The sequence below is a fragment of the Comamonas thiooxydans genome, assembly GCF_000964545.1.
Taxonomy (GTDB): Bacteria; Pseudomonadota; Gammaproteobacteria; order Burkholderiales; family Burkholderiaceae_C; genus Comamonas; species Comamonas thiooxydans.
The window spans coordinates 16995-43341 of the sequence record NZ_BBVD01000011.1 but is presented as its reverse complement, the minus strand read 5'-3'; the positions used below and the strand labels follow the sequence as shown (position 1 = coordinate 43341).

The window sequence follows — 26347 nt, the reverse complement described above, 5'->3', positions numbered from 1 at the left end:
CCGCCGATCAAGCGCGGAGCGCAGTGCTCCGCTGGTCGTTACGATATGAAACACAGATGACAATGACGTGACAGCCGCAGCACCTAATGCAATAAAAAAGCGCCTGCAACCCAGAGATTGCAAGCGCTCCCAGCTATCAAATTCCAAGAATTACAGCAGGCTGGCTGGATCCATATAGCGCTGGCGCCACTCTTCGAACGTCATGGTGTCGGCAGCCTCGATGGCTTGCTGCGCGGTCACCGACTCCTGGCTCATCCGCTCGTAGCGCGCCTGCTGCTCAGCCGTCCAGGGCATGGCCAGCAAGGCATCGCGCGCCTTGGCGGACTGCGTGGTCATGAAGTCTATGAAACGATTGTCATAGGCGCCGGTGAGCTCCTTGAGCACATGGGCCGAAGGCGTGGACTGCGCGTCCTGCACGCGGGCCAGGGCCTGATCCAGCGCAGCGCTGTAGTCGCTTGTGCCATGAGCAGCATCCAGCGCCTGGGCATAGGGACGACATTGCTCGAGCACTTCCTGTGCCCAGTCGGTCAGCAGCACCTGCTGGCCGTTGCGCACCAGCTTCAGGCCCGGCTCGCGGCCCTGTTCCGCAGCCAGATGCTGGTTGTGCTTGAGGTCGGCAATTTCCTGGGGCGTGTCGTCGGGGCTGTCGCTGTGCAGGCAGTGCAGCAGGAAGACGTCGATCATGCGCATGGTGGCCGGCGCAATGCCCACGGTTTCATAGGGATCGATATCCATGAGCCGCACTTCCACATATTCCACACCGCGCTCGCGCAGCGCGTGCAGCGGGCGCTCGCCGCTCTTGACGGTGCGCTTGGGACGGATGGTGCCGTAGAACTCGTTCTCGATCTGCAGCAGGCCCGTGCCCAGCTGGTTGTAGTCGCCACCGGGGTTGCGCACGCCCAGTTGCTCGTAGGCCGGGTAAGGACGGGTCAGCGCCTCGTGCAGCGAGTCCGCATAGCCGTCGAGTCCGTTGTAGCTGACGTTGATGCTGGACTGCGCGTCGCTCTGATAGCCCAGGCGCCCCATGCGTAGCGATGTGGCATAGGGCAGGTACAGCGCATGCCTGCCGTCGCCCAGCGGCTGCAGGCGATGCTCGCGCCCTTCCACAAAGCAGGGACACAGCGCGGGAGAGGCGCCATACAGATACAGCAGCACAAAGGCGTTGCGGCGGAAGTTGCGGATCAGCGCAAAGTACTGGTCGCTGCTCACTCCGGGCAGCGACCAGTTGTAATGAATCCCCGAGATGGTCTGCATGCGACGGCCATAGCGGTGGCCCAGACCCATGCGGTACACACTCTTGGAACGGCCCGAGTGCGAGCTGCCATAGCGGCCCAGCGGAATCGTCTCGTCGGTGGGCAGGCGGCAGGGCATGCTGGAATTCCACATCAGCTCGCCGCTTTCGCTGAGGTTGCGCAGCACGAACTGATGGACTTCGGTCAGCTCGTCCAGGCATTCCTCGACACCCAGGCGTGCGCCGGTGATGAGTTCCAGCTGGGACTCGCTGTAATCGGTGGTGATGTGCGGGTGCGTGAGAGCCGAGCCCAGTTCCGCAGGGTGCGGCGTCAGGGCCAGCGAGCCCGTGGCCAGTGCCCGCAGTCCCTCTTTCTCGATGCCGCGACGAATGCCCAGCAGCCTTTCGGCGGTGGGCATATTCACGGCGGCCTGCGATGTCTTCATTGTTCTTACCTTCTTAGTGAAGACGCTGACGACAAACTTCGTCTGCCCAATCGCGCCCAGACGGCGAATGATAGAGAAACAAGACGCAACGCGATGGCGGCTGGCCGCTTAACCACGTTTTTCGGCCTGTTGAGCCGCCAAGAGCCAGGGCCTCTGCCAGAAATTTGTCAGGTTAACAGCAACCCAAACATGAGCACATGCTCACTCCAAAACAGAAAAAGCCCTCGCGAGAGGGCTTTTTTCAGCTGTGCTAATCGCAATCGCCAGCTGCTCTTGCCGCTCGTGCAGGGCAAAAAATGCTGCGACTTTGGCCTTGATCAATGTCCATGCGCTTTCATGGCCTTGCCCACTTCCACCTGTCCCTGGACGGCGCCACTGGCCGGCACCTGCTGGCCTTCGCTGGCCGTGACTTCAGCCAGACGCGCGGCCAACTCTTCGGGAACGGTCTCACCCATGCCCAGATAAACGCCTTCGGTCATGGTGATATGAGCAGCCTCGAAACCGCCTGCGCCGGCGCAGACAATGGTGCGCGTAGGCGCGCTCTCGTGCGCCAGCACCAGCATGGCAGGCACCACGGCCTCCGGCTTCAAGGCTTCCAGCACCGGCTCGGGCAGCAGTCCCGCCGTCATACGTGTGGCAGCCGTGGGGGCCAGTGCGTTGACCCGGATATTGTGTTTGGCCCCTTCGATGGCCAGCGTCTGCATCAGGCCCACCTGGGCCAGCTTTGCCGCGCCATAGTTGGCCTGGCCGAAATTGCCGTAGAGGCCCGTCGACGAAGTCGTCATCACGATGCGGCCATAGTTCTGCTCCTGCATATAGGGCCAGACCGCCTTGCAGCAATTGGCCGCTCCCATCAGGTGTACGTCGACGACAAGGCGGAAGTCCGCCATGTCCATCTTGGCAAAGCTCTTGTCGCGCAGAATGCCGGCGTTGTTGACCAGAATGTCCACGCGCCCCCAGGCCGTGATGGCCTGCTTGACCATGGCCTGCACGGCGTCGAAGTCGGTCACGGAGGCCGCGTTGGCAATCGCCTCGCCGCCCGCTGCGCGGATTTCATCCACTACCTGCTGCGCCGCCGTGGCCGAACCGCCCGAGCCGTCCACCGCGCCGCCCAGATCGTTGACCACCACCTTGGCACCGCGCCTGGCCAGAGCCAGCGCATGCAGACGCCCCAGACCGCCGCCCGCTCCCGTCACGATGGCCACACGACCTTGAAAATCCATTGCCATGATGTCCTGCTCCTTGCTTGTGCATTGATGCAGCCACTTTAAGCGCCCATGCTGCAGCGCAACGTAGCGTTTGCGACTGCCTGCGGGTAAGTCTGGAGAATGCTATCAATCCGGGAGCTGTTACCGCAAAAAATCAATTGGTTTCAATATTAAAACTATTCAAATTTCAATATCTGTATTCGCTACAAGCTCTTCTTTCAATAGCAAAAATCAGTCATCCACAAGCGACGGGCTTTTCCCCAATTTTTCTCAACAAGCCTGTGGACAAGCCTGAATAGCTTTTGCAGCAATGGATCAAGCATTTGATTTATATGGAATTTTTCAAACTGCCTATTTTTTGATCAGCTCCTATCCGACAACCAGCCACTTATCCCGTCCTACGCTGGACATCCTTGTGAACAACTGCAACCGTCCCATGAATAAGTCAGGCAAGTCATTGATTTCAAAAGGTTCATTTTTCAGCGCTGAAAAAACAGGCAATCCGCACCGGGCCCACGGCCTTGGCAAACCAGCTAAAACAACGGGTTTTGCAAAGAATCACTACAGCGCCTCATGTCCAACGACTCTGCTTTTGCCCCTCCCTTCTTCATCGCCAAGTGCGAGCCCAGCGGCCAGCAGGTCGACGCCTGGGCCGACCAGTCCTTGCTGGACTCGCTGGAGAGCGGCGGCGTGAACTGGCCCAGCTCCTGCCGCAACGGCACCTGCCGCACCTGCATGGGGCAGCTGGTATCGGGCAGCGTGCACTACGACATCGAGTGGCCGGGGGTGACGACCGAAGAGCAGGCCGAAGGCTATGTGCTGCCCTGCTGTGCCTATCCCGACAGCGATGTGGTGCTCAAGGATCATGAGTATTTGTAAGCCCCCTGAGCGGCGGGGCGGCTCTTGCCGGATGCCACGCCTTGGAACTGCATCCGGTTCTTGCACTGCATCATGGTTTCAGGGTCGGCTTGCGCGCTCAAAGCCCGCTCTGCAATAGAATGAGCGCTTTCCGCAAGGCCTTGTCCTGCAGAAAGCGGCTCCGCCCAGGCGGCCTCCCGCCTCACACGTTCTTTGGAAGTCCTGCCTGCGCCCATGGCGGCGTCGGCAATGCCTCACTGGTGCGTGTCATGCGCCAGCCGCCGACTGCAGTGCATCGCATCCAGTTCACGTCCAAGAAGGCATTCCATGAACAGCTCCCTCCAACCTGTGCCCATCTCGCCCGTCGAAGAAATCGTGGCGGAAATGCGTGCCGGCCGCATGGTCGTTCTCGTTGACGAAGAAGACCGTGAGAACGAAGGCGATCTGGTTCTGGCATCCGACCATGTCACAGCAGAAGCCATCAACTTCATGGCCCGCTTCGGCCGTGGCCTGATCTGCCTGACGCTGACCCGCGAGCGCTGCGAATTCCTCAAGCTGCCTCCCATGGCCGCGCGCAACGGCACCGTGTACAGCACGGCCTTCACCATTTCCATCGAAGCCGCCGAAGGCGTGACCACCGGCATCTCGGCCGCCGACCGTGCACGTACCATCCAGGTGGCCGTGAACAAGAACAGCCAGCCCAGCGATCTGGTGCAGCCCGGCCATATCTTCCCGCTGCAGGCCGTGGACGGCGGCGTGCTCATGCGCGCCGGCCATACCGAGGCTGGTTGCGATCTGGCCGCGCTGGCAGGCTGCACGCCCTCGGCCGTGATCTGCGAGATCATGAAGGACGACGGCACCATGGCCCGCCTGCCCGATCTGCAGCTGTTCTGTGCCGAGCACGGTATCAAGATCGGCACGATTGCCGACCTCATCGAATACCGCAGCCGCAACGAATCCCTGCTGCAGAAAGTGGGCAGCCGTCCCATGCAGACGGCCCATGGCGAATTCATCGCCCATGCCTTCCGCGACGTGCCCAGCGGCTCCGTGCATCTGGCACTGGTCAAGGGCGAATGGCAGCCCGACACCACCGTGCCCGTGCGTGTGCACGAGCCGCTGTCGGTGCTCGATGCGCTCGAAACCGGCCGCAACCAGCATTCCTGGTGCCTGGACGAGAGTCTCAAGTACATCAACGGCAATGGCCAGGGCGTGGCCGTGCTGCTCAACTGCAGCGAGTCCGGCGAGCAGTTGCTGACCCAGTTCGAAGGCAAGGCCCGTTCGGCCCAGGCGCCCGAGCGTGGCCGCATGGACCTGCGCACCTATGGCGTGGGCGCGCAAATCCTGCGCGAGTTGGGCGTGAGCAAGATGCACCTCATGGGCCAGCCCCGCCGCATGCCCAGCATGGCAGGCTACGGCCTGGAAATCACGGGTTACATCCCCAAAGAATAAGAGACGGAACACCAGATGCAAAACGCAGAAAAAGGCCAAGGCCAGAACCTCAACGGAGCCGAACTGAAGATCGGCATCGTGCAAGCACGCTTCAACGAAAGCATTACCAACACCCTGTTTGCCTCCTGCCGCGATGAGCTGCTGGCATTGGGTGTGAAGAGCGAGAACATCGACCATGTCACCGTCCCCGGCGCACTCGAAGTGCCCGTGGCGCTGCAGACACTGGCCGACACCGATCAGTACGACGCCCTGGTGGCGCTGGGCTGCATCATCCGTGGGGAGACATACCACTTCGAGCTGGTAGCCAACGAATCGGGCGCAGGCGTGACACGCCTGTCCCTGGACTACCGCCTGCCGATCGCCAACGCGATCATCACCACTGAAAACATGGAGCAAGCCATTGCCCGCCAGGTAGACAAGGGCCGCGACGCCGCCCAGGTCGCCGTGGAAATGGCCAATCTGCTCAACTCCTACGACGACCATGAGTGAAGAACAATCCAGCGAGTCCGGCTCGCGCCGCCCTCCCCAGAAGCGCACCGGCCTGACCAGCACCGGCGCACGCAAGGCGGGCTCCAAATCCAATCGCAGCCGCGCACGCGAGTTCGCACTGCAAGGCCTGTATCAGCACATCGTGGGCCGCAATGCGGTGCTCGACATCGACCGCTTCACGCGCGATCTGGCCGGCTTTCACAAGGCCGACGTGGTGCACTACGATGCACTGCTGCGCGGCTGCGTGGAAAACGAAGCTGCACTGGATGCACTGATCACGCCCAAGCTCGATCGCGGCCTGACCGAGATCTCGCCCATCGAACATGCCTGCATGTGGATTGGTGTGTACGAGTTCCAGAACTGCCCCGACGTGCCCTGGCGCGTGGTGCTCAACGAGTGCATCGAGCTGGCCAAGGAATTCGGCGGCACCGACGGTCACAAGTATGTCAACGCCGTGCTCAACGGACTGGCTCCCGAGCTGCGCGCCACCGAAGTGGCGCATGACCGCGCCAACAAGTCTGCGAGCTGAACCGCTTGATCTGCAGCGCCGTGCCTGCGCGGCCCTGCTGGCGCCACATGCATAGTCAATGCAAATACTGCAACAGGGCCGCAGGTGCTATCGTGCACCGGCTGGCTGGTTGCAGTTTTTTTATGGGTGCCAGGCTGCTGTACCGGCTGCATCCTCCGGCACCAGACTGCACCCGAACGCTGATTGATTGAAAGAATAACGTCGTCCATGTCCGTCATCGAGCTTTCCCGCCGCGCCCAACGTATCGAGCCTTTTTACGTCATGGAAATGGCCAAGCACGCGCAGGAAGTGGCCCGCCAGTCCAGCGCCAGCGGCACGCCCATGATCTATCTGAACATCGGCGAGCCGGACTTCAGCGCCCCGCCTCTGGTGCAGCAAGCGGCAGAGCGCGCCATCCGCGACGGCCGCACGCAATATACCCAGGCACCGGGCCTGCCCGAGCTGCGCGAGCGTATCAGCGCCTGGTATGCCAGCCGCTTCGGCGTGGATGTGCCGGCGCGCCGCATCATCATCACGGCCGGCGCCTCGGCTGCGCTGCAGCTGGCCTGTCTGGCTCTGATCGACGAGGGCGACGAGGTGCTGATGCCCGATCCCAGCTACCCCTGCAACCGCCACTTTGTCTCGGCGGCCGAGGGCAAGCCGGTGCTCATCCCCTCCTCGGCGGCGGAGCGCTTCCAGCTCAGCGCCGCCAAGGTCGAAGCAGCCTGGGGCGAGCGCACGCGCGGCGTGATGCTGGCCTCGCCGTCCAACCCCACGGGCACTTCGATTGCTCCCGATGAGCTGCGCCGCATCCACGACGTCGTGCGCGCCAAAGGCGGGTTGACCATCGTCGACGAAATCTACCTGGGCCTGTCCTACGACGAAGCCTTTGGCCAATCGGCCCTGAAGCTGGGCGATGACATCATCTCCATCAACAGCTTCAGCAAATATTTCAATATGACGGGCTGGCGCCTGGGCTGGATGGTCGTGCCCGAGTCGCTGGTCGCGCCCATAGAGATGCTGGCCCAGCATCTGTTCATCTGTGCCAGCACCGTATCGCAATATGCGGCCCTCGCCTGCTTCGAGCCCGAGAGCATTGTCGAATACGAGCGCCGCCGCGCCGAGTTCAAGGCCCGCCGCGACTACTTCATCCCGGCTCTCGAATCGATAGGCCTGCCCGTGCCCGTCAAGCCCGACGGCGCTTTCTACGCCTGGGCCGACTGCCGCGCTGCCGCCGAAAAGCTCGGCGTGAAAGGCAGCTGGGACTTTGCCTATGCGCTGATGAACCAGGCTCACCTGGCCATCACCCCCGGCCGCGACTTCGGTCAGGCCGAGACGGCGAACTATGTGCGCTTTTCCACCGCCAACTCCATGGAGCAGCTGCAGGAAGCCATTGCTCGCATGAAAAAGCTCTTCTGCTGAATCCGTGATGATGCAGAGCCAACCAGCGCCTTTGCCTGACGGGGCCGATGCCATGCAAGCCGCCGCAGCCGGGGTGTTCACATTCCCGATGCGCGTTTACTGGGAAGACACCGATGCCGGCGGCGCCGTGTTCTATGCCAACTACCTCAAGTTCTTCGAGCGTGCCCGCACCGAGTGGTTGCGCTCGCTGGGCATCGCCCAGCAAAAGTTGCGGGAACAAACCGGCGGCATCTTTGTCGTAACGTCTGCGCAGCTTGAATATCTGCACCCGGCGCGACTCGATGACCAACTCTTTGTTACCGCTAGCTTGAAAAGTGCCGGCCGCGCTTCGCTCACAATCGAGCAGCAGGCGCTGCTGGTCCATTCCGACAGTCAAGCCCAAGAGCCCACGCCGCTGTGCACGGGCTCCATCCGAATTGGGTGGGTGGATGGCAAGACCATGCGCCCCGCGAGAATTCCGAACCATATCCTGGAGCAACTTTCATGAACTCCCAAGACATGTCCATCCTCAGCCTCATCATGCAGGCCAGCTGGGTGGTACAACTGGTCATGCTGATCCTGGTGATCGCATCCATAGCGAGCTGGGCCACCATTTTTCGCAAGGCCCAGACCTTGAAGCGAGTGCGCTCGCTCAACGACAACTTCGAGCAGGACTTCTGGTCGGGCACCAGCCTCAACGACCTCTATGCCTCTGCCGCGCAGAACGCCAAGACCGGCGGCCCCATGGAGCGCATCTTTGCCAGCGGCATGCGTGAGTACCAGAAGCTGCGCGAGCGCCGCATCGGCGATGTCGCCACGCTGATGGACGGCACGCGCCGAGCCATGCGCGCAAGCTTTCAGCGCGAACTCGACGAGATCGAATCCGGCCTGTCCTTCCTGGGCACCGTAGCCTCGGTCTCGCCCTACGTCGGCCTGTTCGGCACCGTATGGGGCGTGATGCACGCCTTCACCGGCTTTGCCAACATGGAGCAGATCACTCTGGCCACCGTGGCCCCCGGCATTGCCGAGGCCCTGGTCGCCACCGCCATGGGCCTGTTTGCAGCCATCCCCGCCGTGACGGCCTACAACCGCTACGCCCACCACATCGACCGCATCGCCAGCCAGGAAGAAACCTTCATCGAAGAGTTCTCCAATATCCTGCAGCGCAATGTCGGTGCCACTGCCAGCGGCTCCGCCTCCGGCCATTGAGATGAAACTGTTCCCGAGTCGCTTCAGGCCTCTGGCCTTGACAGGACACAAGGCCCGCGGGCCTTTGCACTGCGCCTCTGGATTGAGCCTCGCGCAAGCAGGACGGCTGCGCGCCAAGCAGCCTATTTGTAAGGAGTGTGATCCATGCCAGCCATGAGTTCACGCGGTCGCAATCGCCGCACCGTCAACGAAATCAATATGGTGCCCTTCATCGACGTGATGCTGGTGCTGCTCATCATCTTCATGGTGACGGCGCCCATGCTCACGCCGGGCTCCATCAACGTACCTAGCGCAGGCAAGTCCTCGCGCCCGCCGACCAAGAACATTGCCTATGTGCTGCTCGACAAGGATGGCAGCATCCAGTTCAAGAACGGCAGCAACACCCAGACCATCAAGCTCGACGACCTCAAGGGTCTGGCCCAGTCCTGGCAGCAAGGCCAGGGCGAGGACAGCGCCATCCAGATCATCGCCGACAAGGGTCTGCCTTTTGACGACGTCATGAAGGCGCACACCACGCTGTCCAAGGCCGGCGTCAAGCGCATTGCCTTCGGCGTCGTTTCCTCTTCCAGCAATTGATCCCCTACAGGAAGCTCTGCCGCCGGCCGCGACTTTGATGCCTTGAAGCCGCAGCCCGCGCAGACCACCAATTCACCATGCCTAACCAGCAAGATCGCGATCAGTTTGCCCCGCCCCGCCCCAAAGGCCGGGCGCGCTCATGGTCGCTCGCCCTGGCCGCGCACGGGTTGCTGATCGCGGCCCTGCTGTGGACGGTGCGCCCCCCCAAAGAAGCCGACGAGGCCATGGTCGAAGCCGAGGTCTGGAGCAGTTCCGCCCCGGCTTCCGCAGCCGCCGTGACACCGCCGCCTCCTGCTCCGGAGCCCACGCCGGAGCCGGCTCCGGCTCCCGAGCCGCCACCACCTCCGCCGGAACCCGTGGTGGCACCGCTGCCTCCTCCTGCGCCTGCCCCCAAGGCTCAGGCCCATGACGACGATCATGAGGCCGAGATTGCCCTGGCCAAAAAGAAAAAGCAGGAGCAGCTGAAGAAGGAAAAGGCCGAGCAGGAAGCCCGCGAGCAGCGGGAAAAAGAGCGCAAGGAAAAAGCCGAAAAGGACAAGGCCGAGAAGGACAAGGCCGAAAAGGCTCAGCTGGAAAAACAGAAGGCTGAAAAGGCGGAGAAGGAACGCAAGGAAAAGCTCGAGCACGAGAAAAAGGAAAAGGCCGAAAAGGCGGCCAAGGACAAGGCCGAGAAGGAAAAAGCGGAAAAGGCTGAGAAAGAGAAAGCCGAGAAAGCTGCCAAGGACAAGGCTGCCAGGGAAAAAGCCGAGAAGGACAAGGCCGACAAGGAAAAAGCCGCCAAGGAAGCCAAGGAGAAGGCGGCCAGGGACGCCAGGGATGCCAAGGCAGCCGATGACCGTCGCAAGGCCGAGCTGGCACGCCTGCAAGGGCTGGCCGGCGGGTCCGGCGGCAGCGATCAGGCCGGCAGCGGCGGCAGCCGCACGGGCGGCGCGGGCAGCAGTGCCAGCGGCGGACCATCGGCCGGCTATGCCGCCAAGGTGGCCGCGCGCGTCAAGCCCAACATCGTCTACCCCGATGCGGTCAGCGGCAATCCGCGTGCCGAGGTCCGCGTGCGCACGGCACCGGACGGCACCATCACCAGTGCCACGATCTCCAAGTCCAGTGGCAACGCGGCCTGGGATGAGGCCGTGGTGCGCGCCCTGCACAAGACCGACAAGCTGCCGCGCGATATCGACGGCAAGGTGCCCTCGGATCTGGTCATAGGCTTCAGACCCCAGGACTGACGCGGGACTGCTCCCCGCGCTTTCCCCCAAGCCCCGCTGGCATGGCCCGCGGGGCTTTTTTATCTGTGGCCATTCCACAACGCACCGAGCTGCACGGCTTGCGCCGCCGCCCGCCAGTCCATAGCATGCCTTTCTTTGCCGCAATCCACGACGGATTGCGCGCTTTCCCACTCACGCAAAGGAGAGAGCCATGTCCCAGACGACAAATCCCTTTGCAGTCGTGCCCGCCTAAAGCCTTCTAGCGCTTCCCGCCACGCTGCAGACCTCGCCCGGCCCATCGACGCCATGGAGCCAGGCCTTGTGCTGCGCGTGAATTCCCGGATGCCTGCCGGCCGAGCATGTCGCGACTGCCCCATCGCTGATTTCATGCATTCGACCAAGGGCCATTCATGGGCAATTCTTTTTCGGACACCTACGTCAAGGTGTTCGCCAACAGCAGCGTCTGGATCGAGGACGCTGCCATCCAGCAACTTCACACCACAGCCGCCAATCTGGACGGCATCCGCGCCGCCGTCGGCCTGCCCGACCTGCATCCGGGCCGGGCTATCCCGTGGGCGCGGCATTCTTCTCGACAGGACGCTTCTACCCGGCCCTGGTCGGCGGCGACATAGGCTGCGGTATGTCCCTGTACGCGACCGACCTGGCCGTGCACAGGACTTCAGGCGCCAAGCTCGAAAAAGCCATAGGCAATATCGACGGCCCTCTGCCTCAGGAGCTGCTGGAGACCGTGGACATGGAGCAGCTGCAGCAGATCGCGCAGACCAGCGGTGTCGCCGATCCGGCCTATCTGCTGCAGAGCCTGGGCACCATAGGCGGCGGCAACCACTTTGCCGAACTGCAGCAGGTCGAGACCCTCTACGAGGAAGGCGCGCTCGACAAAAAGCGCGTGCACCTCATGGTACACAGCGGCTCGCGGGGCCTGGGCGGAGCCATACTGCGCGAGCATGTGCAGCGCTTCAGCCACGACGGCCTAGCCACCGGCACCGACGCCGCAAGGCAATACCTGCTGCAGCACGATGCCGCAATCGACTATGCGCGGCTCAACCGCAGCAGCATCGCCCAGCGCCTGCTGCGCGCGATCCGCAGCCAGGGCGAGGCCGTGCTCGACATCACGCACAACCATGTGCTTGCCCACCACTGGCAGGGCTAGGACGGCTTTCTGCATCGCAAGGGCGCCACGCCGGCAGACCGGGGTCTGGTCGTCATTCCAGGCTCGCGCGGCGACTACAGCTATCTGGTGCGGCCCGTCGCCGGCCGGCACGAGGCCCTGGATTCGCTGGCCCACGGCGCCGGCCGCAAATGGGCTCGCACGGACTGCATGGGCCGGCTGCGACCCCGATTCACGCTGGACGAGCTGCTGCGCACGCGCTTCGGCAACGCCGTGGTCTGCGCCGACCGCGAGCTGGTCTACGAGGAGGCCCCCCAGGCCTACAAGGATGTGGACTCCGTGGTCGCCAGCCTGCAGCAAGCCGGCCTGGTAGAGCTGGTTGCACGCCTCAAGCCCCTGCTGACCTACAAGAAGGGAGCCATGCAATGCTGCTGATGCAACTGAGCTCCGCCCATGGCCCCGCCGAGTGCGAATACGCGCTGCAGCTGACGCTGCGCAAGCTGCTGCAGGCCTGCGCCGCCGAGGACCTGGCCGCCGAGGTGCTGGAGGAATTCCGCACCCCGGCCGGCTACAGGTCGGTGCTGCTGCGCTGCGAGCGCGAGACGCCCGCCCTGCGCGAATGGCTGGGCACCATCCAGTGGATCTTCGCCAGCCCCTTCCGGCCCCGGCATCCGCGCAAGAACTGGTTCGTCGCCGTGCAGCGCTGCGAGCCGCCGCGTCAGCTGGCCATGGACGGCGAGATCCAGTTCCAGTCCTGCAAGGCTTCGGGCAAGGGCGGCCAGCATGTCAACACCACGGACTCGGCCGTCCATGCCCTGCATGTGCCCAGCGGGATGGCCGTCAAGGTCATGAGCGAACGCAGCCAGCATGCCAACAAGCGGCTGGCGCGCGAGCTGCTGGCCATCAAGCTGGCGCAGCACAATGCGCGCAGCGAGGGGCAGGCGCAGCGCCTGCGCAGCCAGCAGCACTGGGAAGTGGAGCGCGGCCAGGCCATCAAGGTCTTCCGCCTTTAACCGCCCCGAGATGACATTGCCGTCCTCCTCCCGAACGCAGGGGCGGCGGCAATGTCGCTGCGACCCCGGCCACTCAGAAGCACAGGTAGACCCCCAGGGCCAGAAGACTGAGCATCAGCAGCTTCCGGAAAAGCTCGGGCGAGAGTTTCTCGCGCAGCAACTCGCCCCAGTGCATGCCGGCCAGTGCTGGAATCAGCATCAGGGCCGAAGCCAGCAGTCCCAGTCCCATCTCCTGCGCCTGAGCACCCAGGCCTTGCCCCTTCCAGAGCAAACCGGTCCCCAGGGCCAGCGTGGAAGTGGTAAAGCACAGGCCCATGGCCTGCATCAGTGCGGGACGGGCCAGGCCCAGCGACTGCAAAAAGGCCACGGCGGGCACGACAAAGACCCCTGTCACCGCCGTGATGGCGCCCGTCAACAGGCCGCATGCCGCCCCCAGCCAGGCCTGGTGCGGCGCCGGCGTCTGCCAGCGCAAGCCCGACAGCCCCCACAGGGCGTACATCACCAGCGCCAGGCCCAGAGCCGGCCTGGCTGCTGACAGGCTGCCGACTCCACCCCAGAGGGCCACACCTCCCAGCGTGCCCAGCACGATGCCCAGTTGCATCCAGCCCAGACGCTGCAACAAGGCCCGCAAACCCGCCACAGGCCGCATCTGCACCAGATTCGTCACCAGCGAAGGCAAAAGCAGCAAGGCCGCCGCCTGCGCGGGCGACATGAACACCGCCAGCAAGGCCATGGAAACCGTGGGCAGGCCCAGACCCACCACGCCTTTGACACAACCCGCCAGTCCAAACACGGCAATGGCTGCCGCAGCCATCCAGCCTTCATTCCACATCATCAATCCTTCGTATCATCCGAATCTTTAAACACCGACAAGATCCATCTTTCTCTTCCACAGCGCTGATAATCCTTCGACACAGAACTCTTTACCAACGGGATTATTCAAACCCAGACTTCGTATAAACCTTAGGCTTGAATCCCATGCGCTTTGACCTGACCGACCTCCAGCTGTTTGTGCACATCCTCGACAGCGGCACGCTGACGGCAGCGGCACAGCGCAGCCATCTCACGCTGGCCTCGGCCAGCGAGCGCGTGCGCGGCATGGAACAGCTTCTGGGCACGGCGCTGCTCATTCGCCAGGCACGCGGCGTGCAGCCCACGGCTGCTGGTCACACCCTGGGCCAGCATGCACGCCAGGTGCTCAGCCAGATGCAGCTACTGCGTGGGGCCATGGGTGAATTCGGCGCCGGCCTGGCCGGGCAGATACGTTTGCGCGGCAATACCTCGGCCGTGCGCGAGCATCTGCCGCTGGCCGTCAGCGGCTTTCTGCGCCAGCACCCGCAGATTGCCCTGGAGCTGCAGGAATGCCCGAGCAGCGAAGTGCTGGCCGGACTGCGCCAGGGCTTGTGCGATATCGGCGTGGCGGCCTGGGATGCCGAAGACGCGGCGGCGCTGGCAGGACTGTACTGCCAGCCCTGGAGGCCGGACCCGCTGGCCGCCGCCTTGCCGCTGGGCCATGCGCTGGCCGGGCGCGCGCACCTTCCGCTGGCCGAGCTGCTGAACGAGAACTGGGTCGGCCTGCCACGCGACTCCGCCCTGCAGCAGTTGCTGCAGAAACAGGCCTTGCGGATCAACGACAGGCTGCTGCGCATTCAGGTCCAGCTGCAGCATTTCGAGGGACTGTGCCAGCTCGTGGGCCAGGGCGTGGGCATTGCCGTGCTGCCGCTGGCCGCCGTGCAGCGCCACGCCGCCGCCACCGGCGTGGTGGCCGTGCCGCTGTCCGACGCCTGGGCGCAGCGCCAGCTGCTGCTGTGCACGCCCGCCGCGACGGCCTCCCTGTCATTGCCTGCGCGGCAGTTGCACGCGCAGCTGCTACAGACCGCGTAGCCTTAGCAAGCCACGGTGAAAAGCGCTATGCGGGACAATAGCGCCATCATGACCCTCAAAGCCCCCGAACTGCTGCTGCCTGCCGGCTCGCTCGACAAGATGCGCGCCGCCTACGACTTTGGTGCCGACGCCGTCTACGCCGGCCAGCCGCGCTACAGCTTGCGCGCGCGCAACAACGAATTCCGCCTGGAGCAGATCGGCCAGGGCATTGCCGAGGCGCATGCACGCGGCAAGAAGTTCTTCCTGACCAGCAATCTGATTGCACACAACGACAAGGTCCGCACCTATCTGCGCGACATCGAACCCATCATCGCCATGAAGCCCGACGCCATGATCATGGCCGACCCCGGGCTCATCATGATGGTCAAGGAAAAGTGGCCCGAGCAGGAAATTCATCTGTCCGTGCAGGCCAACACCACCAACCACGCCACCGTGAAGTTCTGGCAGAAGATGGGCGTCTCGCGCATCATCCTGTCGCGCGAGCTGAGCCTCGACGAGATCGAGAAGATCCGCCAGGAATGCCCCGACATGGAGCTGGAAGTGTTTGTGCACGGCGCGCTGTGCATTGCCTACTCGGGCCGCTGCCTGCTGTCGGGCTACTTCAACCGCCGCGACCCCAACCAGGGCACCTGCACCAACGCCTGCCGCTGGGACTACAAGACGCATGACGCGGCCGTGGACCCCAACACCGGCGAGGCGCTGGGCCAGACCATGGAAAACGGCTTCAACTTCGAAGAAGCCAAGAACGATCTGGACAACCAGTTCACCAGCACCTGCGGCGACCAGCAGCGCCATCCCAAGGCCGATGCCATCTATCTGCTCGAGGAAAAAGGCCGCCCCGGCGAGATGATGCCCATCATGGAAGATGAGCATGGCACCTACATCATGAACTCCAAGGACCTGCGCGCCGTGGAGCATGTGGAGCGCCTGACCAAGATCGGCGTGGACTCGCTCAAGATCGAAGGCCGCACCAAGAGCCTGTACTATGTGGCCCGCACGGCCCAGACCTACCGCCGCGCCATCGACGACGCCGTGGCCGGCCGTCCGTTCAACCCGCATCTGATCACCGAACTCGAAGGCCTGGCCAACCGCGGCTATACCGGCGGCCTGCTGGAGCGCCGCCCTGCCAACGACTACCAGAACTACGAAACCGGCCACAGCGTGCTGCAGCGCAGCCACTTCGTGGGCGCGGTGCGCGGCTATGCCGACGGCATGGCAGAGATTGAAACCATGAACCGTTTCGCCGTGGGCGACACCATCGAAGTGATTCATCCCCAGGGCAACCGCCAAGTCAAGCTGGAGAAGATGTTCAACCTCGAAGGCCAGCCCGTGGAAGTCGCACAAGGCAACCCCGTGCGCGTGCGCATTCCGCTGGAAGGCCCTGTGGAAGGTGCGCTGATTTCGCGTCTGCTGTAAGCTCGACCGGCTTTGCTTTTCCAACGCCCCATACGCTGGGGCGTTGCTCTTTTCTCTATAGCTGCTTTCGCTCGTTTTCTCTTGAATTCAAATTGAATTCATGTTGAAAATCAACGATAACAAGCGCAGGCAGCTCCTCAATTTGAAGAACACACATGGAACTGAAGATTGACGAAGGCCTGAAGGCCTATATCGACCCTCTGACCCCGGACGAGCACGAATCGCTGGAGCGCAGCATCCTTTCCGAAGGCTGCCGCGACTCCCTGGTGGTCTGGGGCGATCTGCTCATCGACGGCCACAACCGCTACGGCATCTGCCAGAAACACGGCCTGCCCTTCAACACCGTGCAGGCCACGCAGTTCAAGAACATGGACGACGTGCATCTGTGGATGATCGACCAGCATCTGGGCCGCCGCTCGGTCTCGGACTTCCAGCGCGGCGTGCTGGCGCTGCGCAAGCGCGAGATCATTGCCGAGCGACGCGCTGCAGCAGCCGCTGCCGTGAACGCCGCCAAGGCCGCCCAGCCGGCCAGCGAGGAAGCCCCATGGGAAGGCGAGACCGACCCCGTGGTGGCCCAGGCTCTGGCCAGCGTGGCCAAGGTGCCCGACGAAGCGCTGGACACACGTGAAGCCCTGGCACGCGCCGCCCGCCTGTCGGCCGGTCAGGTCAAGATGATCGAGACCATCCAGGAAAAGGCCGCGCCCGAAGTCGTGGCCGCGGTCAAGGCCGGCGAACTCTCGCTCAATGCCGCAGCCGTGGTCGCCACCCTGCCCGAGGAAGAGCAGCAAGCCGTGGCCGCCGAAGGCGCCGATGCCCTCAAGCAGGCAGCCAAGCGCGTGCGCGATGCCAAGAAAAAGCCCAAGGCCGCCAAGCCCGAAGCCGAAGAATCGGCAGAAGCCGCGCCAGCCGCCAGCCCCGAAGAGCTGCAGGCCCGCGTCACCGAGCTGGAAGCCGAGAACGAGCGCCTGCGCCTGCAGGTCAAGACCTTGCAGGACCTGCTGGCCGAACAGGGTTAAGCCGCAGCAGCTGCGATGGCCCCTGCCTGCCGCTCAGAATGCGTCGAAACCATGGGCGCGCAGGCTTTTGCGCATGAGCTGCACGATCCGGCGCTGGCGCTCGCGCGGCATGCGGTTTTCGGTGGCGGCCACGCTGATCCCTGCCAGCACATCGCCGCTGGCATCGCACACCGGCAGGCCCACCGCCAGCACATTCTGGGTCGCATGGTTGCCCACCAGTGACCAGCCCCGCTCCCGCGTGGCCAGCACCAGCAGTCTGAGGCGCTGCTGGGTCATGCCGCCGTACAAGGCAAGAGCCGGCGCGTTGACGTCGAGCACCGCTTCCACTTCGCGGTCTGCCAGCGCCGAGAGCAGCGCCAGCCCGGCGGCACCGACCCCCAGGGGCTGGCGCGTACCCACCTGTATCACCAGAATCTGGATGGGATAGCTGCCCACATGCCGCGCAATACAGTGGGACAGACCACCGTCGCGCACCACGGCAAATGCGGCATCCCCACACCCTTCGCTGATGGCGGCCAGAACCGGCGCAAGCCGCTGCGCCAGATCCTCGCGTTGCTTGCTGCAGGGCACCAGCGCCCTCCAGCGCTCGCCGGGCCCGTAGCGATAACGTGAGACCAGCGTCACATAGCGAGCCTCCTGCAATGCCGCCAGCAGGCGATAGATGGTGGCGCGCTCAAGACCGGTCTGACGACACAGCTCGGCCACACGCATCCCCTCCTGCGGCCCGGCAAGCACGGCATCCATCACCGCCAAGCCACGGCTCAAGGTCTTGCTCTCCTCTCCTGCAGAGGGTTTTCGCCTAGTGATTTCGTCCGGCAGGCAGACGTTTTCATTCATTCATTTCCCCGCTTCATTGAAACAATCGCCGACAAGCCATGGCTCTCGGCATATGGGGTTCGACAGCGCTGAAGAACCCCCATAACCCTTTCAAGGAGACAATGATGAAGCAGGAAAGGCATCGCAGAAACATCTGCATCGCCATCGCCGCAACGCTGGGCTCATGCCTGGCATCAGCGGCACCGGCCGTGGAAACCAGTTGGCCCACCAAGCCTCTCAAGCTAGTCGTCGGCTATGCGGCCGGCGGCGCCACCGACGTCGTTGCGCGCCTAGTCGCCAACCGGATGGGCGTGGAGCTGGGGCAGTCCATCATCGTGGACAACCGTACCGGCGCCAACAGCAATGTGGGCGCAGAAATTGTCGCCCGCGCTCCTGCCGACGGGTACAGCCTGTACGTCTACACGATCGCCAACACCATCAATGCATCGCTGTACAACAAGCTCGGCTACGACCCCGTCAAGGACTTCGAGCCCGTAGGCCTGATCGCCAAGATTCCCAATCTGCTGGTGGTCAATCCGGGCCTGCCGATCCACTCGGTGCAGGACTACGTCAGATTCGCGAAAAATTCCAGCGACGGCCTGACATTCGCCTCCTCGGGCAGCGGCTCCTCCATCCATCTCTCCGGCGAGATGTTCAAGATGAAGACCGGGCTGAACATGCTGCATGTTCCCTACCGGGGCAGTGCGCCAGCCGTCTCCGACCTGCTTGGCGGGCAGGTGCAGTCCATGTTCGACAACTCGCCCTCGTCCATGCCGCATGTGAAGGCAGGCAAGCTGCGCGCACTGGCCATCACCAGCAAGGAGCGCTCCCCCCTGCTGCCCGATGTGCCGACCTTGGCCGAATCGGGCTTCCCCGGCTTCGAAGTGCAATCCTGGTTCGGCATTTCCGCTCCGGCCGGCACGCCGGAAGTCGTCATCAAGCGTCTGAACACCGCACTCAACCAGGCACTGAAAGACCCCGGCATCAAGCAAAGACTGGCTGAACTGGTTGCGACCACGGCACCAGGAACGCCCGACGACATGCGCAAATTCGTCGCCAGCGAACTCAAGAGCTGGAGCGAGGTCGTGAAGGCATCGGGCGCCAAGGCGAACTAACTCACCAGGACAAGGCTTATGTATCCCATCGATTTCTTCTGGCGCGCGGTGCAGCGCTGGCCGCAGCGCATCGCCATCGACACGCCGCGTGAGCAGTTGAGCTTCGAACAACTGGCACAGCAGGTCTGCGCCACGGCCAGCGGATTGCTGGCGCTGGACCCCAGACCGCAATCGCGCGTGGCCATCTGCGCCACCAACAGCGCCGAGCATATCGTTGCACTTCTGGCCGTGCTGGCCTGCGGCAAGGTGTGGGTGCCCCTGAACCCCAAGAGCACGCAATCCGAGATCCGCCGCATCACCGACATCGTCGACGCCAGCATCCTGATTGTCGAGGCGGGCTACGGGGATCTGGTCAGCGATGCACGGGCTCGGCGCATCCTGATCGGCACGGCCGAGGCAGAGCAGCCCACTCTGGCACAGCTGATATCCCGGCACGCAGGCGCACCGATTCCAAGCTTCGATCTACACGAAGACGCAACGCAAGCCATCAAGTTCACGGGAGGCACTACCGGAGCGCCCAAGGGGGTGATGCAGCCCTACCGCGCGTGGATGGCGAACATCGTCAATCAGATCCATGCTTGGTCATTCGATGAACAGGACCGCTATGTCATGGCCGCCCCCATCACCCACGGCACCTCGACCTATGTGCTTCCGATTCTTGCGCAGGGGGGCTGCCACGTGATCATGGACGGTGCCGGCGCGCAGGCGGTGCGCGACACGTTCAAGCATCGCGGCGGCACGGTGTGCTTCATGCCGCCAACCCTGGTGTACATGCTGATGGGCTTGCAAGACACGACGCGCGCCGACTTCCCTCACCTCAAGCGTCTGATCTACGGCGGTGCACCTATGCCCCCGGAGAAGATCCGCGAGGTCAGGAATTTCTTCGGCCCCGTGCTCGGCACCACCTACGGACAGACCGAGGCCCCCCAGATTCTGACCGTCATGCGCCCCGAGGACTTCGAGCAAGAAGCCAACTGGGCAGCGGTCGGACGACGCACCTGGTACAGCGACGTGGCCATCATGTCTCCCGATGGACTCTTGCTTGAAACCGGCGAGGTGGGCGAGGTCGTCGCGCGCGGGCCGCTGGTGATGACCGGGTACTGGAACTTGCCCGAGAAGACGGCAGAGACGCTGGGCGACGGCTGGTTGCACACCGGCGACCGCGGCATGTTCGACGAACGCGGCTACCTCTATCTGAAGGATCGCCTGAAGGACATGGTGATCACGGGTGGCTTCAACGTCTACCCGATCGAGGTCGAGAACGCCCTCGCCCAGCACCCGGCCGTGCATGAATGCGCAGTCTTCGGCATTCCTGACGACAAATGGGGCGAAAGCGTCCAGGCCGCAGTGCAGCTGCGGCCGGACCAACAGGCCACCGAGGCCGATCTCGCGGCCTTTCTGCGCGAACGGCTCGGCCCCGTCCAGACCCCGAAACGCATCCACTTCATGAGCGAACTGCCACGCTCTCCCGTGGGCAAGGTTCTCAAGAATGCCGTGCGCGACCTGGCCATTGCCAGCGGCAGCAACACCTGAAGAAAGCAAGCCATGAAGCAAATGAAACAGCCTCCTACCACTAGCCTGTGCACGCATACGCTCACCAGCCTGACTTACGGCGATGCCGATCTCGTGCAGGATCTCATGGGCAAGAAGACGTTCACGGAGGTGATGCTCATGCAGATCCTCGGACGCAGCCCACGCCCCGTGGACCTGCGCATCACCGATGTGGTGCTGATTGTGCTGATGGAGCATGGCCTCACTCCCAGCGCCATTGCCACCCGCGTCGTCTACATGAGCGCACCGGAGAATCTGCAGGGAGCCGTCTCTGCGGGCCTGCTGGCCGTGGGCAGCTCGTTTGTCGGCACCATGGAGAACTGCTCGGGACTGCTCGACCGCATCATCGCGGCCTCCAGCCCCATGGAGGAAGCCCGCAGCATCGCCAGTCACTACCAGTCGCAAAAGTCGCCCGTCCCCGGATTCGGACACCACCTTCACAAGCCGGTCGACCCCCGCGCCTACAAGCTGCTGGAGATGGGACGCGAGGAGGCGGATCTGAAAGGTGACAGGATTCGTGCCCTGGAGATGCTGTCCCAGGCCGTGGACGAAAGTGCCGGCCGCGCGATCACCATCAATGCCACGGGCGCCGTGGCTGCCCTGCTGGGGGAGATCGGTGTGCCCACCAGAATCATGCGCGGGTTTGCCGTGATCTCGCGCGCGGCAGGACTGGTTGCGCATATCGCCGAAGAGCAGCAGAACCCTTCGGGCCGATTCATCTGGGAAACCGTCGAACATGCAATTGCGTACGTAAGCCCAGGTGCGGCAGAGGAGCAGTGAAATGTCCGGCACAACTCCCGATACGGCACCACCTTTGCGCGCACTGCTTGACCTGAATGGCCGCACGGTCGCCGTCGCCGGTGGCGGCTCCATCGCTCCTGGCTGGAGCATCGGCCGAGCCTCGTGCATCACCTATGCACGACAGGGAGCGACGGTATGCGTGATCGACCGCGATCTTGCCTCCGCCAAGGAGACCGTGCACCTGATCGAAACCGAAGGTGGCAGCGCCTTTGCCTATCAGGCCGACATGGCGCGCGAAGAGGACATCTTCTCGGCCTTCAGAGACATAACTGCCAGGCACCAGGCCATCGACGTGCTCCATCACAACGTAGGCATAGGCAAGACGGGTGGACCGCTGGAAACAAGCGCAGATGACCTGGACCGTATTCACAGCGTGAACGTGAAAAGTCTGATGCTGAGCTGCCAGGCGGTTCTGCCGGCGATGGTGCAGCGTGGCTCCGGCACCATCATCTCGATCGCTTCGGTCGCGGGACTGCGCTATCTCGGCTATCCGCATCTCGCCTATTGCACGACCAAGGCTGCCGTCATCCAGATGACGCGCATGATTGCACAGCAGTACGCGCCGCACGGAATTCGAGCCAACACGGTTGTGCCCGGTCTGATCGATACGCCACGCGTGACCGCCAATGTGGCACATATGTTCTCCGACAGCCTGGGCGAGGCCAAGGCTGCGCGGGCACAGCAGGTGCCACTGCAACGTATGGGGACTGCGTGGGAGGTGGCGAACGTCTGCGCCTTCCTGGCTTCGGATGCCGCCAGCTACATCACGGGCACGGAAATCGTGGCCGACGGCGGCTTGACAGGGAAATACGTCTGAGCCCTCGCAGGGCCGTGCCAGCGTCCAGCTCCCGCACGCAGCCTCCCCGGACGGCCAGGTTGCCGAACAGGGAGGCTGTTTTTTTGTGTCTCAACATAACCACATACAGCCAAATGACAGCCATTCTCATTAATATCTGCGCCTGCCAATAAACGCCACATAGTCCCCTCCGGCCCCGACTGAAGACAAGAGATGCCGCCAGCGCAAGGCTGGGGCAGCGCGCTGTTCATGCCAGCCAGGTGCTGTGTGCACTCCCCTACAACACCCATGGCTAACCTCCATCTTTCCGACTCCCCCGCTTTTCGCCTGAGCAGCGCCGCCGCTGCCGTTGCCGCAGCCCTTGGCGTGCTCGCCAGCCCCGTTCATGCACAGACGGCCAACGCCGCCACTGCCGAAGCCGCCCTGGACTCGGTCACCGTCACCGGCAACTGGCTGGATGGCGATATGTCCAGCGCCGAGAAGGTGCTGGAGCATCCAGGCGCCCGCACCATCGTCGAGCGCGAGCGCATCCAGGAAAGCGGCGCGGCCACCTTGCGCGAAGCGCTGCGCCTGGTGCCCGGTGTGCAGGTTCAGGACAGCAACGGCACGGGCGGCAGCGATATCTCTCTGAACCTGAGCGTGCGCGGTCTGACCGCACGCCTGTCGCCACGCTCCTATGTGCTGCAGGACGGCGTGCCCGTCTCCTACGCTCCTTACGGTCAGCCCCAGCTGTCGCTGGCGCCCGTGGCGCTGGGCAATCTGGACTCCATCGACGTGGTGCGCGGTGCAGGCTCGGTGCGCTACGGCCCGCAGAACGTGGGCGGCATCATCAACTTCACGACACGCGCCATTCCCAAGACTTTTGCGGCCGAAGCCTCCATCGGCACCGAGATCTACAGCCACGGCGGCAACGTGAAGACCACGCCCAGCTTCTTTGTGGGCGGCACCAACGAGTCGGGCCTGGGCCTGGCCGTGCTGTATTCGGGCACGCACGGCAAGGGCTGGCGCAGCAGCAACGACAAGACCGACATCGACGATCTGCTGGTCAAGGGCAGCTACAAGCTCAGCAACAACAGCAGCATTTCCGCTTCGCTGCACCATTTCGAGGGCAAGGGCCAGATGCCCGGCGGCCTGACCACGGCCCAGTACGCCGCCGACCCGTTCCAGAGCACGCGCAACTATGACCAGTTCACGGGCCGCCGCACCGACGGCTCGCTCAAGTACAGCTACAAGGACGGTCGCAACAACTTCGAAGTGCTCAGCTACTACGTGGACTCCTTCCGCGGCAGCTATATCGAACGCGACGCCACCGGCGCCAATGCAGGCAAGCGCAGCCTCACGGCCGCACCGCGCGACTACAGCTACTACGGCGTGGAGCCGCGCTACTCGCGCATTTTCGAGACCGGCTCCGTGGTGCAGGAAGTCAGCATGGGCTATCGCTACCTGAAGGAAAAGAGCTCAGAAACGGCGCTGGCCACTTCCGGCTTCTATGTGCCCGGCCAGGTCGATGCCATGGCCCTGCCGCTGAACACCACCCAGACCAGCCAGGGCGGCACCACGGCCAATGCCTTCTATATCGACAACCGCATCGATGTGGGCAACTGGACCATCACGCCCGGCGTGCGCTACGAGCGCATCCGCTCCTTCAACAATGTGGTGGACTACAAGGGCGCGACCGCAGCGGCCATCTACCCGACGGCGGCCGCCAACGAATGGCTGCCCACGCTGTCGGTGCTCTACCGCGTCGACAGCCACTGGTCGGTGTTCGCCAATGCCGGCAAGTCCTTCGGGCCTCAGCAGTACGCACAGCTGGCTCAGTCATCCAACAACCAGCTCTATCCCGAATCGGCCAAGACCTACGAGCTAGGCACGCACTACAAGAGCGACACCTGGAATGGCGAGCTGACGCTGTTCAATATCGACTTCAACAAGGAGCTGTTCCTGGACCGCCCGGGCGACGGCACCGGCAACGGCATCTGGACCGATCTGGGTGCCACGCGCCACCGTGGTCTGGAATCGGCGCTGCGCTATGACTTCGGCAAGAACTACCCGGCACTCAAGGGCCTGTCGCTGGGCATGAGCTATACCTTCACCCAGGCCACCAGCCAGGCCGGTCCTTTCGCAGGCCGCGACCTGCCGCTTTATTCGCGCCACACGGCCGGCCTGTCGGCACGTTATGCGATGGAGCGCTGGACCTTCAATGCCGATCTGAACGCCCAGTCCAAGCAACGCTCGCCCGGCACGCCCGGCACCAGCGCCAAGCCCAATCCCTACATCACGCAGGAAGACGCCAATGGCAATCTGGGCGATATCCCGGGCTTTGCCATCCTGGGCCTGCGCACCAGCTACCAGGCCGGCAAGGAGCTGAACAATCTGCGCCTGACCGTTGGCATGAAGAACGTGTTTGACCGCCGCTACTTCACCCGCTCCACCGACAACAACGGCGGTGGCAAATACGTGGGCATGCCACGCACCCTGTACGTTCAGGCCACCCTGCCGTTCTAAGCGGCGGCCCCGCGAGCCCACCTCGCGGGGCATCACACCATCACGCGCAATGACTTCGCTCCGTTCTCTGTGGCTGCGGCTGCATCGCTGGTTTGCCCTGGGCCTGGGCTGGATTCTGATTCTGGCCGGGCTCACCGGCACCCTGCTCATCATCGGCCAGCCGCTGGACCGCATGGCGCACCCCGAGCTGTTCCAGGCCCGCACGACGCATGCGCAGCAGGCCGCAGCACTGACGCCGATACTGGCAAGAGCCCATGAGGAGTTCGGCAGCAAAGCGACTCTGCGCTTCCGGCTGCCTCAGGAGACACAGGACAGCCTGTGGCTGCGCGTTCAGGCTGCGGACTGGCGCGGCACCATTTACCTGGACCCCGTCACCGGAGCGGAGCAGGGCCGCCGCGGCGAGACCGAGGGCTTTGTCAACACGCTGTTCAAGCTGCACAGCACCTTGCTGCTGGACGCCAACGGCAAGGCCATACTGGCCTGGACCACCCTGGCCTACCTGCTGCTGCTGCTGACGGGCGTCATTCTCTGGTGGCCCAAGCGCTGGCCGGGCAACTGGCGCATAGAACTCAATAAAAGCCTGGTGCGCGCCCTGTTCGACATGCACCGCATCGGCGGCGTGATCATGGGCCTGCTGATAGCGGTGTCGGTCGTCACCGGTGCCTATATGGCATGGCGGCCGCTGGGCGACTGGCTCAATGTGCTCAGCAGCAGCACGGCAGTCAAGCCACCCAAGCTGCCCGCACTGACTACGGAAACATCTGCCAAACCGCTGCCAGCCGATGTGGATGCCATGCTGGCCTCGGCCCGCGCGGCCATGCCCGATGCCCAGGCCAGCTTCGTGCAGCTGCCGCCCAATGCCAAGCAGGCAGTACGCATCCGCTTTCGCGCCCCCGGTGAACCGCACCCCAACGGCATCAGCTCGGTATGGCTGGACCCGCGCAATGGTGCCGTGCTGGACGTCAGACGCTGGAATGAACTCGACCCCGGCGCTGCGGCGGTGGCCGTGGCCTATCCGCTGCACACGGGCGAGCTGGGTGGCGTACTGATGGAAATCCTGGCCGGCCTCAACGGCCTGGTGCTGGGCGGCTTGGGCATCAGCGGAATCTGGCTCTGGTGGCACCGCCGCAAGGCCAGAAAGCTTGCCGCCCAGAGAAAGCCCTGAGAGTGCGGGCCGGCGCCCGGCAACCCGCGCCCGGCCCTTGCCCCATGTTCCAGGCTCGAAGCCCCTGTTAAGGGCCGGGTCTGCTTGCATCACAGCCTCTGCTGCCTCAGCATCTGGACTTCCACCGATGAGCAGACAAGGAGCTGAAGATGGCTATGAATCCCGTTGGCTGGTTCGAGATCTACGTGCAGGACATGTCGCGCGCCAGGAGCTTCTACGAAGCCATGCTGGGCTGTCAGCTGCAAGCGCTGGCCATGCCGGAAGGCGGCGAGCACCCCGACATGGAGATGTGGGCCTTTCCAGGACAGCCGGATAACGCTGGTGCCACCGGAGCGCTGGTCCGCATGCCGGAATGCCCCTCTGGCGGCGGCGGCACGCTGGTCTATTTCGTCTGTGAAGACTGCGCCGAGCAAGCCGCCCGCGTCGCACGCAACGGCGGCAGCCTGCACCGCGACAAAGTCTCCATAGGCCCCTATGGATTTATTGCCCTGGCCATCGATACCGAAGGCAATATGTTTGGCCTGCACTCGATGAAATAGGGCTCGCGCCAGCCCACGAAAAAG

General features: G+C 63.7%; 24 protein-coding genes and 1 pseudogene. 21 read left to right on the top strand and 4 right to left on the bottom strand.

Annotated features, from left to right (window positions below):
- Positions 1–150: 150 nt before the first annotated feature.
- Complete coding sequence (gene gshA, locus Cth01_RS18120) at positions 151–1677, bottom strand: glutamate--cysteine ligase (protein WP_045840008.1); 1527 nt, start codon at positions 1675–1677, stop codon at positions 151–153.
- 317 nt (positions 1678–1994) lie between these two features.
- Complete coding sequence (locus Cth01_RS18115) at positions 1995–2906, bottom strand: SDR family NAD(P)-dependent oxidoreductase (RefSeq protein WP_003063906.1); 912 nt, start codon at positions 2904–2906, stop codon at positions 1995–1997.
- A 552-nt stretch (positions 2907–3458) separates the two neighbouring features.
- Between Cth01_RS18115 and Cth01_RS18110 the strand changes: the two genes are divergently transcribed.
- The 11 genes and pseudogenes from Cth01_RS18110 to prfH all read left to right on the top strand — a co-directional run bounded on the left by Cth01_RS18110 (position 3459) and on the right by prfH (position 12719).
- Positions 3459–3764 carry a 2Fe-2S iron-sulfur cluster-binding protein gene (locus tag Cth01_RS18110; RefSeq protein ID WP_012839207.1) on the top strand — a complete coding sequence of 102 codons (306 nt, stop codon included), beginning with the start codon at positions 3459–3461 and terminating at the stop codon, positions 3762–3764.
- 306 nt (positions 3765–4070) lie between these two features.
- The gene (ribBA, locus tag Cth01_RS18105) at positions 4071–5192 is read left to right on the top strand and encodes a bifunctional 3,4-dihydroxy-2-butanone-4-phosphate synthase/GTP cyclohydrolase II (protein WP_003063911.1); all 1122 of its coding nucleotides are present in this window, start codon (positions 4071–4073) and stop codon (positions 5190–5192) included.
- Between the two features lie 15 nt (positions 5193–5207).
- Positions 5208–5681, top strand: coding sequence for a 6,7-dimethyl-8-ribityllumazine synthase (gene ribH / locus Cth01_RS18100; protein ID WP_003063913.1), 474 nt, complete (start codon positions 5208–5210; stop codon positions 5679–5681).
- Positions 5674–6210, top strand: coding sequence for a transcription antitermination factor NusB (gene nusB / locus Cth01_RS18095; protein WP_003063915.1), 537 nt, complete (start codon positions 5674–5676; stop codon positions 6208–6210). The genes ribH and nusB overlap by 8 nt, the downstream gene beginning before the upstream one ends.
- Positions 6211–6417: 207 nt before the next feature.
- On the top strand, positions 6418–7611 hold the full coding sequence (locus tag Cth01_RS18090) for a pyridoxal phosphate-dependent aminotransferase (RefSeq protein WP_174447112.1): 1194 nt from the start codon (positions 6418–6420) through the stop codon (positions 7609–7611).
- 52 nt (positions 7612–7663) lie between these two features.
- The gene (gene ybgC / locus Cth01_RS18085) at positions 7664–8098 is read left to right on the top strand and encodes a tol-pal system-associated acyl-CoA thioesterase (RefSeq protein WP_034407487.1); all 435 of its coding nucleotides are present in this window, start codon (positions 7664–7666) and stop codon (positions 8096–8098) included.
- Positions 8095–8799, top strand: a complete 705-nt coding sequence (gene tolQ, locus Cth01_RS18080; protein ID WP_003063920.1) for a protein TolQ — start codon at positions 8095–8097, stop codon at positions 8797–8799. The genes ybgC and tolQ overlap by 4 nt, the downstream gene beginning before the upstream one ends.
- 144 nt (positions 8800–8943) lie before the next feature.
- Entirely contained in the window at positions 8944–9375 is a 432-nt protein-coding gene (locus tag Cth01_RS18075) for a biopolymer transporter ExbD (RefSeq protein ID WP_012839211.1), read from the top strand.
- A gap of 77 nt (positions 9376–9452) precedes the next feature.
- Positions 9453–10598, top strand: a complete 1146-nt coding sequence (gene tolA / locus Cth01_RS18070) for a cell envelope integrity protein TolA (RefSeq protein ID WP_045840007.1) — start codon at positions 9453–9455, stop codon at positions 10596–10598.
- A 389-nt stretch (positions 10599–10987) separates the two neighbouring features.
- Positions 10988–12141: pseudogene (locus Cth01_RS18065) on the top strand (RNA ligase RtcB family protein).
- A complete protein-coding gene (gene prfH, locus Cth01_RS18060; protein WP_034407462.1) occupies positions 12132–12719 on the top strand; it encodes a peptide chain release factor H in 588 nt (195 codons plus the stop codon). Before Cth01_RS18065 ends, prfH begins: the two are co-directional and overlap by 10 nt.
- A gap of 73 nt (positions 12720–12792) precedes the next feature.
- Here the strand turns inward: prfH and Cth01_RS18055 are convergent, their stop codons facing one another.
- Complete coding sequence (locus Cth01_RS18055) at positions 12793–13551, bottom strand: sulfite exporter TauE/SafE family protein (RefSeq protein ID WP_045840006.1); 759 nt, start codon at positions 13549–13551, stop codon at positions 12793–12795.
- 146 nt (positions 13552–13697) lie between these two features.
- Between Cth01_RS18055 and Cth01_RS18050 the strand changes: the two genes are divergently transcribed.
- From Cth01_RS18050 to Cth01_RS18040, 3 genes are all read left to right on the top strand, one after another.
- Entirely contained in the window at positions 13698–14603 is a 906-nt protein-coding gene (locus tag Cth01_RS18050) for a LysR substrate-binding domain-containing protein (RefSeq protein ID WP_045840048.1), read from the top strand.
- A gap of 27 nt (positions 14604–14630) precedes the next feature.
- Positions 14631–16019, top strand: a complete 1389-nt coding sequence (gene trhP, locus Cth01_RS18045; protein WP_034407466.1) for a prephenate-dependent tRNA uridine(34) hydroxylase TrhP — start codon at positions 14631–14633, stop codon at positions 16017–16019.
- Positions 16020–16174: 155 nt separating this feature from the next.
- On the top strand, positions 16175–17035 hold the full coding sequence (locus Cth01_RS18040; RefSeq protein ID WP_034359442.1) for a ParB N-terminal domain-containing protein: 861 nt from the start codon (positions 16175–16177) through the stop codon (positions 17033–17035).
- A gap of 33 nt (positions 17036–17068) precedes the next feature.
- Here Cth01_RS18040 and Cth01_RS18035 read toward each other — a convergent pair whose 3' ends face one another.
- On the bottom strand, positions 17069–17872 hold the full coding sequence (locus Cth01_RS18035; protein WP_045840005.1) for an IclR family transcriptional regulator: 804 nt from the start codon (positions 17870–17872) through the stop codon (positions 17069–17071).
- Positions 17873–17976: 104 nt separating this feature from the next.
- Between Cth01_RS18035 and Cth01_RS18030 the strand changes: the two genes are divergently transcribed.
- From Cth01_RS18030 to Cth01_RS18000, 7 genes are all read left to right on the top strand, one after another.
- Complete coding sequence (locus Cth01_RS18030; RefSeq protein ID WP_045840047.1) at positions 17977–18966, top strand: Bug family tripartite tricarboxylate transporter substrate binding protein; 990 nt, start codon at positions 17977–17979, stop codon at positions 18964–18966.
- 18 nt (positions 18967–18984) lie between these two features.
- On the top strand, positions 18985–20499 hold the full coding sequence (locus Cth01_RS18025; protein WP_045840004.1) for a class I adenylate-forming enzyme family protein: 1515 nt from the start codon (positions 18985–18987) through the stop codon (positions 20497–20499).
- A gap of 12 nt (positions 20500–20511) precedes the next feature.
- Positions 20512–21297, top strand: a complete 786-nt coding sequence (locus Cth01_RS18020; protein WP_045840003.1) for a citryl-CoA lyase — start codon at positions 20512–20514, stop codon at positions 21295–21297.
- Position 21298: 1 nt separating this feature from the next.
- On the top strand, positions 21299–22135 hold the full coding sequence (locus Cth01_RS18015; RefSeq protein ID WP_034391922.1) for an SDR family NAD(P)-dependent oxidoreductase: 837 nt from the start codon (positions 21299–21301) through the stop codon (positions 22133–22135).
- A gap of 267 nt (positions 22136–22402) precedes the next feature.
- Entirely contained in the window at positions 22403–24619 is a 2217-nt protein-coding gene (locus Cth01_RS18010) for a TonB-dependent receptor family protein (protein WP_045840002.1), read from the top strand.
- Positions 24620–24668: 49 nt separating this feature from the next.
- Positions 24669–25784 (top strand): PepSY-associated TM helix domain-containing protein, encoded by a 1116-nt coding sequence (locus Cth01_RS18005; RefSeq protein ID WP_045840001.1) that lies wholly within the window; start codon positions 24669–24671, stop codon positions 25782–25784.
- A 149-nt stretch (positions 25785–25933) separates the two neighbouring features.
- Complete coding sequence (locus Cth01_RS18000) at positions 25934–26323, top strand: VOC family protein (protein ID WP_045840000.1); 390 nt, start codon at positions 25934–25936, stop codon at positions 26321–26323.
- The last annotated feature ends 24 nt before the right edge of the window (positions 26324–26347 follow it).